10 protein-coding genes, 2 tRNA genes and 1 pseudogene are annotated in these 10,691 nt (G+C 66.7%); 1 reads left to right on the forward strand and 12 read right to left on the reverse strand.

What is annotated here, in order from left to right; all coding sequences use genetic code 11:
* Positions 1–846: 846 nt before the first annotated feature.
* On the reverse strand, positions 847–1,158 hold the full coding sequence (locus tag QR64_RS15395; RefSeq protein ID WP_006247389.1) for a putative quinol monooxygenase: 312 nt from the start codon (positions 1,156–1,158) through the stop codon (positions 847–849).
* A gap of 107 nt (positions 1,159–1,265) precedes the next feature.
* Between QR64_RS15395 and QR64_RS15400 the strand changes: the two genes are divergently transcribed.
* A complete protein-coding gene (locus QR64_RS15400; RefSeq protein WP_039586057.1) occupies positions 1,266–2,207 on the forward strand; it encodes a GlxA family transcriptional regulator in 942 nt (313 codons plus the stop codon).
* 410 nt (positions 2,208–2,617) lie between these two features.
* Here the strand turns inward: QR64_RS15400 and QR64_RS15405 are convergent, their stop codons facing one another.
* The 11 genes and pseudogenes from QR64_RS15405 to pgm all read right to left on the reverse strand — a co-directional run bounded on the left by QR64_RS15405 (position 2,618) and on the right by pgm (position 10,235).
* Positions 2,618–3,103 carry a hypothetical protein gene (locus QR64_RS15405; RefSeq protein WP_033097161.1) on the reverse strand — a complete coding sequence of 162 codons (486 nt, stop codon included), beginning with the start codon at positions 3,101–3,103 and terminating at the stop codon, positions 2,618–2,620.
* 27 nt (positions 3,104–3,130) lie between these two features.
* A complete protein-coding gene (locus QR64_RS28580; RefSeq protein WP_268814373.1) occupies positions 3,131–3,253 on the reverse strand; it encodes a hypothetical protein in 123 nt (40 codons plus the stop codon).
* Positions 3,250–3,594 carry a hypothetical protein gene (locus tag QR64_RS15410; RefSeq protein ID WP_152640960.1) on the reverse strand — a complete coding sequence of 115 codons (345 nt, stop codon included), beginning with the start codon at positions 3,592–3,594 and terminating at the stop codon, positions 3,250–3,252. Before QR64_RS15410 ends, QR64_RS28580 begins: the two co-directional genes overlap by 4 nt.
* Positions 3,595–3,721: 127 nt before the next feature.
* On the reverse strand, positions 3,722–4,963 hold the full coding sequence (locus QR64_RS15415; RefSeq protein ID WP_039586061.1) for an IS110 family transposase: 1,242 nt from the start codon (positions 4,961–4,963) through the stop codon (positions 3,722–3,724).
* A gap of 387 nt (positions 4,964–5,350) precedes the next feature.
* A pseudogene (locus QR64_RS27945) lies at positions 5,351–5,491 on the reverse strand (IS256 family transposase); the annotation flags it as partial.
* 163 nt (positions 5,492–5,654) lie between these two features.
* Positions 5,655–5,727, reverse strand: a tRNA-Ala gene (locus tag QR64_RS15425).
* Positions 5,728–5,800: 73 nt separating this feature from the next.
* A tRNA-Ala gene (locus QR64_RS15430) sits at positions 5,801–5,873 on the reverse strand.
* A gap of 146 nt (positions 5,874–6,019) precedes the next feature.
* Positions 6,020–6,769 carry a DsbA family protein gene (locus QR64_RS15435; RefSeq protein WP_006550359.1) on the reverse strand — a complete coding sequence of 250 codons (750 nt, stop codon included), beginning with the start codon at positions 6,767–6,769 and terminating at the stop codon, positions 6,020–6,022.
* A gap of 41 nt (positions 6,770–6,810) precedes the next feature.
* Positions 6,811–7,302 (reverse strand): MauE/DoxX family redox-associated membrane protein, encoded by a 492-nt coding sequence (locus tag QR64_RS15440; protein WP_024101455.1) that lies wholly within the window; start codon positions 7,300–7,302, stop codon positions 6,811–6,813.
* A 26-nt stretch (positions 7,303–7,328) separates the two neighbouring features.
* Positions 7,329–8,546: an MFS transporter gene (locus QR64_RS15445; RefSeq protein WP_033097228.1), complete on the reverse strand. Its 1,218-nt coding sequence runs from the start codon at positions 8,544–8,546 to the stop codon at positions 7,329–7,331.
* 60 nt (positions 8,547–8,606) lie between these two features.
* A complete protein-coding gene (pgm, locus tag QR64_RS15450) occupies positions 8,607–10,235 on the reverse strand; it encodes a phosphoglucomutase (alpha-D-glucose-1,6-bisphosphate-dependent) (RefSeq protein WP_024101457.1) in 1,629 nt (542 codons plus the stop codon).
* Between the last annotated feature and the right edge of the window lie 456 nt (positions 10,236–10,691).

Below are 10,691 nucleotides of genomic sequence, written 5' to 3' on the forward strand. Positions count from 1 at the left end.
GAATCCGCCACCACGCCCAACCCCAGGCGCTCGTAGCTGCCAGCCAAGCCCTGCCACAAAATTCGTGGCGACGAGCGTTTGACTACGGCTGCCGTGCTGGCGGGCAGATCGATCACCGCCGAGGCTCGATCCTCCAGCCCGAGATCGAGTTCGTGCTGGTTAGCGTTGATTCGTTGCTTAGCAATCTCGATCAATGATTAGGTCGTCGGTTCGATTCCGACAGGCGGCTCCGGCGAACAGCCCCTGACCTGCGCAAACGCAGGGCAGGGGCGGTTCGGTTCTGGTGGTCGCGCGATGCGCTGGCCTCACGGTTCTGCCCGACACCGACGTCGCTCTCCTCTGCGACGGACCCCTCGCCGGCTGAGCGCTCGGGCCGGCATCCTGCCCGTGTGCCGATAGGCCTCGCTCCGCTCGTCAACGCAGCGTGGCGTTGTGTCGCGACCTGGACGTGCGAGGTGTCAACGGTGCGTCGGCGCAGCGATCGTTGTGTGCGCAGCGAGATGCTCCATGCCGCACGCGCGGCGCGCACGAACGCAACGCCCCGGAACGCCAACGACCCGTCATCGCTGCGACGCGCAACGCGTCTCCCGTCACGGCAACGGATCGCAACCACGACCCGCCCACGGCGCCTCGCGGGACGGAGGGCAAGTTGACACAGTTGCGCTGCCATGGAACCGCGCTGGCTCTCTCGATGACCACCGGTGAAACAGTGCCGCTCCAGGCTTGCGCCTGGTGTTGCCTGGCCTCCTCGTGATCGGCCCGTCGGGGATCGTCAACGTGGTGCGGGTGTCGAGGCGGTCGGGTCCGACGGCTCGGCGGGGCGCGATCGTCTCGTGCGTTGGCGGACTACGGGAGCTTGGACGCGAGGACGTCGGCCGCCAGGATCTCGGGTGCTGCGCCGAGGAGGTGCTGGTTGGCCATCAGGGCTGCGACGATGGCGCCGTTGGCGTGGGCGTCGCGAGCGGCCTCGTCGGGGAATGCATCGAAGATCCAGAAGGTGTCGGCGTGGGTCCTAGCCGCGAACCAGACAATCGTTCCTACTTCTTCGTTGGCGAGTGCGACAGCGCCGGCGAGCAGATCGGCGAGCGCGTCGTGCTGTCCATCGGCCGCGACGATCTTGGCGACGAATGCATACGGAAGTGATGCTGGTGTGGACATGAGGGGTTCTCCTTGAAGTCGGGGTTCTTCGTGGGGCGAGTTCAGCGTATGACGATCGAGGGCCGGTGGGGAGTGGCGTATACGACAGTATTGCTATTGTTCGCGCCATGCGTATCGGACTGATCGCGATCGACGGCTGCTTCGGTTCGGCTGTCGCGTCGGTCATCGACATCGTGCGGGTGGCCGACGGAGCCCGCGGCGATGTCGACCCGCGGATCGACCCGATCGAACTCGCCATCCTCGGACCGAAACGGCGAGTGACCACGACGGCATCGATGACCCTGTCGGTAGACCACCCGCTGTCGGAGTCCGGAGAGTTCGACGTGGTCGTCGTCCCTGCGCTTGGAACCCTCACGGCCGCCGCTACCAACGACGCCCTCCAGAGCCGAGATGCACGTTCGGTCATCGCCTCACTCGGGCGCCTCGACGACGCGACCACCCGGATCGCCGCGGCGTGCACCGGCGTGTTCGCCGTCGCCGAGACCGGACGGATGCATCATCGGCGGGCGACGACCAGCTGGTTCCTGGGGCCGGAGTTCCTGAAGCGCTATCCGACCGTCGCCCTCGATCTCGACACCATGGTCGTGGTCGACGGGAACCTCGTCACCGCCGGCGCCGCGTTCGCCCACATCGACCTCGCGCTCTCACTCGTGCGATCGATCAGCCCCGACCTGGCCCAATATGTCGCCAAGCTCCTCATCATCGACGAGCGTCCGTCGCAGGCGGCCTTCGTCGCCTACGAACATCTCCGGCACGAGGACCCGATCGTCGTCGAGTTCGAACGCTTCGTGCGCGCCCGCCTGGACGAACCGTTCAACGTCGCCTTCGTCGCGCAGTCGCTCGGCACCAGCCGGCGCACCCTCGAACGACGAGTCCGTGCGGCGCTCAACCTCACTCCGCTCGGCTTCGTCCAACGGCTTCGCATCGAACGAGCTCGGCACCTCTCAGCAACCACGGACCTCACCTCCGCCGAGATCGCGCTACGGGTCGGCTACGCGAACGCCGAGACTCTGCGCTCCCTCCTGCGCAGGGAGCGACGCCGTTCCTGACCTATCGCCATGCCTGTAGCCGGTGTGCTAGTGCTCGACTGGAACCACCTCTCAGCACGTCGCGTCGACGCCTCTGCGTCGCCCCTGGACGACCCACTCGACACGCCCGCAGCACAGGCCATGTGACGTGTCCCGGCTTCTCGGACGGTCGGGGTTGGGTGGCTGTGATGTCGCTGCGTTCTCGTCGAGGGGGTCAGCAGACCCGATCAGGGTCGATTGGGATGAGCCGCGAAGGCGGTCAGGGCGGCCGAAGCCGGCCGGCGGGGTAGCGTCGGACACGTCGAGGTCTTTCGGATGGATGGCGTAGGAACCTCCATCGTCGGGAGACCTCGACGTCTATCTGCGGACCGACGCGCCCGGCCGACCTACACCGTCATCTGGGAAGAGCCTGTAATGGTCGCACGGAATGCTCAGGCTGGGGAGAAGCGGTAGAAGTATTTGGTGACGTAGAGTTCGTCGACGATGGTGGTGACCATCAGGATGAGGTCGGGGCCGTCGGTGAACAGGTTGCTGTTCATGTCGAGGTCGCTGTCGGAGTACTTGCTCACCCAGGTGCCGTCCACGAGTCGCTCCATGCGGAGGTATGGCGCCACGCTGCTGACGATGCGTCCGTCCTGGTCCTCGATCGAGTCGGTCAGGACGCCCTGCTCCTTCTCGGCGGAGGTCCAGGGGACCTTGGCGCCGCCTCGCATCGAGAAGTGGACCTCGCCGTCGGAGTCGGTGATCTCGAGCGTTTCGCCTCCGGCGGGGGAGATGGTTTCCGGGGTGTAGAGCGAACGGTCGCGGAAGATGATCGCGTAGCTGCCCGAGCGGTGTCCGGCGTCCTGTTCGGAGAAGCCGGTCAATTCCCACCGGCCGAGCAGCGCTGTCGGGTCAGTCGTCTGGGGAGCGGGCATTGCCAAGTCCTCTCAGTGGGGGTCGGGTCAGGGGGCCAGCGCGGCTCGAAGCTCGATGGAGTTGTCATCGTTGAAGCGCCAGGCCTCGGCTTCGTTGCCGAGGTGGTAGGTCACGGTTGCGGACTTCGCCTCGAGGTCGCACTGGATCACCCCTGCGACAGGTTCGCCGGGTTGGTCTTCCCGATTGTCGAGCGGCCAAGTGAACTGTATCTAACGGTAACTTCTGATGCCCGAGAGCCATCCGGTGGGAGGCTTAAAACTATCTCACCTCGGACCACCGCCGAGGCTCGATCCTCCAGCCCGAGATCGAGTTCGTGCTGGTTAGCGTCGATTCGTTGCTTAGCAATCTCGATCAATGCCGCAAGCTCGCCGGGCGTGTGGGCCGAGCCGATGTGCGCGATCATCTGGCGCCGACCGCGGATCTTCTCCCAAATCTGCACGCCGATGGCCCCGGAGGCGGTCTTGGACTGCACCACGTACAGATCCACCACCTCCAAACTCCGCTCGATTAGTGACCCGCGCGCCACATGCTCGAACTCGTGACCTGCAGCGATCCTAACGAATTGGCTAGAAACGACGTCAACTTGTGGAACTCAGACATCCCATGGCGTATCTGTGTCAAGCCGCGGCTTGTGTGGGAACTTGGGGCCAGGCGGTGCTCTCGTCGTAGATCGTGCCGGTCTTCAGACATCCATGGAGAATCCCGACGAGCCGGTTACCGAGCTGACGCAGCGCGGCATGATGGCCGACCTCCCGAGCTCGCAGCGCGTCGTAATAAGCCCGAGCACCCGGCGAGGTGTTCATCGAGCAGAACGCCCATTGATGACACGCATCGGCCAGGTGCTTGTTGCGGGCGTAGCGCGCCGACACCGTCTTCCTCTTTCCCGACGCTCGGGTGATCGGCGAGGTCCCGGCGTAGTTCTTGCGGGCCTTGGCATTACGGTATCGGTGCGGATCGTCGCCGAATTCTGCCAGCACCCGGGCGCCCAGCACGTCCCCCAGTCCGGGACAGCTGCGGACGATCTCAGCGGCCGGGTGCCGACGAAAACTGCGCTTGACCTCCTGCTCGAGCTCCTCGATCTGCTCGGCCAGATGCTCGAGCATGCGCGCTTGTCCGGCCACGACGACCGCGTAGGCATGTTCGATCGCAGCAGGTTGCCGCAGCGCCGGTGCCCGCAGCGCATCGCGGATGCGGGTGGCCGTGGCGGTACGGTCCCCGCGCCGATGCGCCCGGGCCAGTTCCGCGGTGATCTGCCCGGTGGTCAGTCGTGCTGCGCGATCCGGATCGGGAGCTTTGCGCAGCAATGCCAGGGTGTCCGGGGCGGCGAGGTTGTCGAACGCGGTCAATGCGGCCGGGAAGTACTCGCGAAGCGCCGACCGCATCCGCTGCAGGTGCCGGGTCCGGTCCCAGATCAGGCCTTGGTGGGCCCGGGCAAGCAGTTTCAGGGCTTCGACCTGCGGGGAATCCCCGGCGATCTGGCGGTGATGACCCCGGTCCAGCCGGACGATCTCGGCGAGAACGTGAGCGTCGCCGGCGTCGGATTTGGCTCCTGAGGTGCCGTGCCGTTCCCGATATCGTGCCGCCGACATCGGGTTGATCGCATACACCTGATAGCCACAGGCCAGCAGCGTCGACACCCACACCCCACGATCGGTTTCGATCCCGACCACGACCGCACCCTCGGGGAGGTCACTGCTGCCGGTGCTGTCAGAATCGAGATGTTCGGCCACCACCTCGTGCAATCGGGCCAGCCCCTCGACGCCCTCCGGCAGCCGTATCCGCGCCAACCGGCGGCCGACGTCGTCTTCGACCTCGATGTCGTGATGGCCTTCCGCCCAGTCATCGCCGATGAACAACATGGAGTGACCCTCCGAACAGGCTGCTATCCACTATTTTTCGGTCCGGTAGCGGAGGAAAGCAGTCGGCGACCTAATGGCTCGAGTACTCACCGACACGCACGGCATCGGGGTACGTCATCCCATCAGCGATCACCGCTTCCCTCACGACCGGCGGGTACACGGTCTGAGTTCAGGCATCAGCCCAACTGCTCGGGGACGGGGCCACGCCTGGTCTTGAGAGTGTTATCCCACCGGTCGCCACCTACACCGAACCTTGCCACAGTCGTGGGGGTCGGTAGCTCCCATTAGGTCTGACACGGGGTGATCCTCGCTGATGCCCTGCACCCGTTTGACGAATTCGTCGCCGGGCTGAGCCTCGACCGCGTCGACACTCTCGTCGGCTCGTTCCTCAGCGTCGAGTGCGGTTTCGAGCACGGTCTTCGTCAACTGCCCGAGCAGTCCGTTCGGGCCCATCAGTTAGACTCCTTGTTCCTCGGCCTGGGCCAGTAGTTGCTGCGCCAACTCCAGCTGGTTCATCTCGTCCGCCATGGGCTCCAGTGTTTCCGTCATGGTCGATCCTTCCGCCAAGCTCGCTGCTCGGCGTGTCAGGCCGACCCGGATCACGTCAACACCGACATCCCCGAGCCGGTGACCGCAGAAACGAGCCTGCCCCGCACTCAGGCGGGGCAGGTTTCGATTTTCTCAACTTACGTGGAGCTAAGGGGACTCGAACCCCTGACCCCCACACTGCCAGTGTGGTGCGCTACCAGCTGCGCCATAGCCCCTTGCACGGCCCTGACGGGGACCGCCACCGAAGACTACAGGCGAGAGCGTGAACTCTCGCCTGTAGCGATCTTGTGGAGCTAAGGGGACTCGAACCCCTGACCCCCACACTGCCAGTGTGGTGCGCTACCAGCTGCGCCATAGCCCCGTATTCGGTTGTACCGTTGCGCTCCGGTTGACCCCTTCGCGCTGAAAGAAAACTACACCATCGCGCTCGACGCCAACAAATCGGCTGGTAGACAGCGTGACTGTGGCGGGAGCACGCACCGTGCGCAGCTCCCGCCACCGCTCCGTCTATCCGACGAGTTCGGTCACCCAGTTCTCGTCGCCGAGGGCGTCGATAACGGTCCCCTCGTACACGACAGCCGGCGTGCCGGCCGCTCCGGTCGTCGCGAGCAGACGGCGTCCCGCCTCCGCGTCGGCCGAGGCCTGATCGATCCGGGCGCCGTCGGTGATGCACTGCGCGACGTCCTCGGAGGCACCCGCGTCGCGCGCCATCTGCGCGAGACCCGCGTTGTCGATGTCACCGTCGCCGCCCTCGGCCGGTTGGTTGTCGGGCGACAGCAGGGCGTCGTGGAATGCGGAGAACGCGCGGGCATCGCCGCTCTCGGCGACGCACTGCGCGGCCGCCACCGCGCGGGTCGAGTAGTCGCCGCTGCTCGACGCCCGGTCGAGGAAAGCGAGCATCCGGTACCGGATCGCCAATTGGCCGTCGTCGATCGCCTGGGCGAGCTCCTGCGAGTGCTTGTGTTCGAGTTCGGCGCAGTAGGGGCACAGCGGGTCCTCGAACAGGTCGACGGTCCGTGGGGCGTCGGGGCGGCCCAGCAGGATTGCGCCGTCGTCCTCGATCGACACTTCCACCGCGCCGTTCTGCACGGAGCCGTAACCGTCGTTGCGGGGATCGCCGCTGCCCGACGACCACAGGACACCACCGATGACGAGCGCACCGATCACCAGGATCGCGATGCCGCCGAGAATGTAGGTGACCCTGTTCGACGTCGGCTGCGGTGTGTACTTGCCGGATGAGACCTTCTTCGCGCTCACGGATGCTGCCCTCTACTGCTCGTCGGTGGGGAAGGACGATCTCACTCTGCCATCGACGGCTGAGGGGCCGCTGAGAGGGAAGCACATGAACCCGGACCGAGCGCGAACCAGGTGCGCGGCCGGACGACCAGCCATATCGACATCGCCAGGAAGCCGACGTCGCGGGCGATCTCGATCGCGTAGTCGCGGCCGTCGACGCCCTCGACCACACCTCCTCCCCCGAAGCAGCCGCAATCGATCGACAGGCCGCGCGCCCACGCCGAGGCGATCGCGGCGACGAGCGCGACCAGCCCCAAGGCGCTGACGAGCGCTGCGAAGCGCGTCGCGAGACCGACGAGCAGGACCAGGCCCAGGGCCAGTTCGAGAACGGGGAAGGCGGCGGCGAACGGCCGCACCCAGCCGGTGGGCAAAATCTGGTACGCCCGTACCGCCACGACGGTCTGCGTCGGATCCGAGAACTTCACCCAACCGGAGACGAGCCACACCGCCGCCAGACCGTATCGGGCGAGCGTGGAGACGAGACCGACCCACATGCCGGCGACAATACCGGGCGGTCGTCTCACCGCGCCGTGTCGTCGGTCACCTGTGTCGCCTGCTCGACGACCCGGGGGCGTCCGACGACGAACCACGGCAGCGTCGCCGCTAGCATGATCACACCCGTCACCGCGAAGGCCGTCGAGTAGGACAACCGGTCCGCGAGGAAGCCTGCGGCGACCGGACCGATCACCGCGCCGACATCGGCGACCATCTGGAAGGTCGCGAGCACCGGCCCGCCCCGGGCCTTGCTGCCCACGACGTCGGCGACGGCGGCCTGCTGCGAGGGATTCGACAGCCCGGACCCCATACCCGCCACGAACGAGGTGATGAGGAACCAGACGACGCTCTCGGTGAATCCCATGGCGATCGTGCTGACCCCGCACACCACCAGACCGGCCAGGACGAAGGGTCGCCGCCCGAACCGGTCGGACAGCTTGCCCGACTTGATGAGGACGAGTGCGTTGCCCACCGCGAAGGCGGTCAGCGCGACACCCGCGAACGCCTCACCCTCGTCGAGCGCCTCGACGACGAACAGAGGCACCATCGCCACGCGGACCCCGAACACCACCCAGCCGTTGGCGAAGTTCGATCCCAGCGCCGCGCGGTAGACCGGCGAGCGCAGCGCGTCGCGCAGGCGCATGACGGGCACGCCGTCCCCACTGTCGGGACGGGCGAGTTCCGACGAGCGCAGGCTGATCCCCACGACCGAGGCCGCGACGAGCAGCGCCACGGCGTAGATGAGAAAGGGTGCGCGCAGCCCCAGTCCGATAAGGGCACCGCCGAAGAGCGGGCCGAGGATGTTGCCCATGAGGAAGCTGGTCGCGTACAGGCCGGACACACGCCCGCGGGCGTCCGGGGGCGCGATCCGCACGAGCAGACCGAGCGCCGACACCGTGAACATCGTCGACCCGATGCCGCCGAGGGCCCGGAAGACGAGCAGCTGCCAGTAGCTCGCCGCGAATGCGCACGCGCCCGTCGACAGGGCGACGATGAGCAGGCCCGTGATGTAGACGGGCCGCTCCCCCAACTTCTGCACCAGCGACCCGCTCGCGGGTGCGAAGAGCAGTCGCATCGCCGCGAACGACGACACGACGACCGTCGCCGCCGTCACACCGACGTCGAAGCTTCGCGCGAATTGGGGCAGCGCGGGAGCGACGAGACCGAAGCCGAGCGCGATCACGAAACTCGCGACGACCAGAACCCAGATTTCCCGCGGCAAAGCCGCATCACGTGTCCGCATGATGCCCACGATGTTAGCGAGGCGCACGACCTCGCCCGGTCGCGCGGTGGGCGAGCGGGCTCAGGACAGGACGGACGAGACGAGTTCGCGTGCCGCCTGCTGGACCTCGGCGAGATGGTCGGGGCCGCGGAACGATTCGGCGTAGATCTTGTAGACGTCCTCGGTGCCGGACGGGCGGGCGGCGAACCACGCGTTCTCGGTGGTGACCTTCAGGCCACCGATCGCGGCACCGTTGCCGGGTGCCGCAGTGAGCGTCGCGGTGATCGGTTCGCCGGCGAGCTCGGTGGCGCCGACCTGCTCGGACGACAGTTTCGACAGCACCGCCTTCTGCTCGCGCGTCGCCGGGGCGTCCACGCGCGCGTAAGCGGGGTCGCCGTACCGATCGACGAGTTCGGCATAGTAGCGGGACGGGCTCTTCTCCGTCACCGCGGTGATCTCCGCCGCGAGCAGGGCGAGGACGATGCCGTCCTTGTCGGTGGTCCACACCGAGCCGTCGCGCCGGAGGAAGGACGCACCGGCGCTCTCCTCCCCGCCGAAGCCCAGCGAACCGTCGCTCAGCCCGGGAACGAACCATTTGAAGCCCACCGGCACCTCGAGCAGGTCGCGGCCGAGGCCGGCGGCGACCCGGTCGATCATCGACGAACTCACGAGCGTCTTGCCCACCTTGCTCGACTCCGCCCAACCGGGGCGATTGCGGAACAGGTAGTCGATCGCGACGGCGAGATAGTGGTTCGGATTGAGCAGACCGGCGTCGGGGGTGACGATGCCGTGCCGGTCGGCGTCGGCGTCGTTGCCGGTCGCGAGGTCGTAGGCCTCGCGGTTGCCGATCAGCGATGCCATGGCGTTCGGCGACGAGCAGTCCATGCGGATCTTCCCGTCGGTGTCGAGCGTCATGAACCGCCAGGTGGCGTCGACGAGCGGATTGACGACGGTGAGGTCAAGGGCGTGCCGTTCGGCGATCTCGCCCCAGTAGTCGACGCTCGCACCGCCCATCGGGTCGGCGCCGATCCGTACCCCGGCAGCACGGACGACGTCGAGATCGACGATGTTCGGCAGATCGTCGATGTAGGCAGCGAGGAAGTCGTGTCGTCCGGCGGACGCGAGCGCCGACGAGAGCGGCACCCGCTTCACCCCGTCGAGTCCGGCGGCGAGCAGTTCGTTGGCGCGAGCGGCGATGACCGACGTCGCGTCGCTGTCGGCCGGACCACCCGACGGGGGGTTGTACTTGAAGCCACCGTCGCGCGGAGGATTGTGCGAGGGGGTGACGACGATCCCGTCGGCGCGGGCACCGGAGCCGGAATTGTGCTGCAGGATCGCGTGACTGACGGCCGGAGTCGGGGTGTAGCGGTCGCGGGAGTCGACGACCACTTCGACGCCGTTCGCGACGAGCACTTCGAGCGCGCTCGCCCAGGCCGGTTCGGACAGGGCGTGCGTGTCGCGGCCGAAGAACAGCGGGCCCGAAGTGCCCTGCTGGGCGCGGTATTCGACGATGGCCTGGGTGGTCGCGAGGATGTGGGCTTCGTTGAACGCACCGTCGAGGCTCGAGCCGCGATGACCGGACGTGCCGAAAGCCACCTGCTGCGAGGCGTTCTCGGGATCCGGTTGCACGGTGTAGTAGGCGGTGACAAGGTGTGCGAGATCTTCGAGATCCGCCGCGGTGGCCGGCTGTCCCGCTCGTTCGTGCGCCATGTGCTCTCCTCGTCGATGGTGGTGTTCTCATCTTGCCGCCGATCCGCGGCACGCGCGGGATGAGTACCCCGATCCGCGCGTCGGTACGGATACTGACGAAAAGGTCATCACGGCCATGGGACCAGAGTTTCTGACCCGAAAGTAGTATTGGCGTTCACAATTAGGTGGGCTAACTTCAGTGAACGAAATGAAGACGATGCCGGGGAGGACATTTCTTCGTTTCGCTCTCGCTGTTTCGGCGCCGTCTCCGACGTCTCCGGGACCGACAGCGACCGTGCCCGTCGTCGAGAACACTCACCCTCTGAGTCTCGACGGCGGGCACTGCCGTTTCCCGAAGCTGCCGATCAGGCTCACCCGGACAACAAGAAACCCGGGTAGGTGATCGATGGTCGATCACCTACCCGGGTCGATGGTGGAGCTGCCGGGAATCGAACCCGGGTCCTCCGCCGCCTCGCG

It is taken from the genome of Rhodococcus sp. Chr-9, from assembly GCF_000801125.1.
GTDB lineage: Bacteria > Actinomycetota > Actinomycetes > Mycobacteriales > Mycobacteriaceae > Rhodococcus > Rhodococcus pyridinivorans.

Excerpts from the sequence above, each read along its gene's own strand:
- QR64_RS15395 (WP_006247389.1), bottom strand. The coding sequence starts at position 1,158 with ATGTCCACACCAGCATCACTTCCGTATGCATTCGTCGCCAAGATCGTC.
- QR64_RS15400 (WP_039586057.1), top strand. The coding sequence starts at position 1,266 with ATGCGTATCGGACTGATCGCGATCGACGGCTGCTTCGGTTCGGCTGTC.
- QR64_RS15405 (WP_033097161.1), bottom strand. The coding sequence starts at position 3,103 with ATGCCCGCTCCCCAGACGACTGACCCGACAGCGCTGCTCGGCCGGTGG.
- QR64_RS15415 (WP_039586061.1), bottom strand. The coding sequence starts at position 4,963 with ATGTTGTTCATCGGCGATGACTGGGCGGAAGGCCATCACGACATCGAG.
- QR64_RS15440 (WP_024101455.1), bottom strand. The coding sequence starts at position 7,302 with ATGTGGGTCGGTCTCGTCTCCACGCTCGCCCGATACGGTCTGGCGGCG.
- QR64_RS15445 (WP_033097228.1), bottom strand. The coding sequence starts at position 8,546 with ATGCGGACACGTGATGCGGCTTTGCCGCGGGAAATCTGGGTTCTGGTC.
- pgm (WP_024101457.1), bottom strand. The coding sequence starts at position 10,235 with ATGGCGCACGAACGAGCGGGACAGCCGGCCACCGCGGCGGATCTCGAA.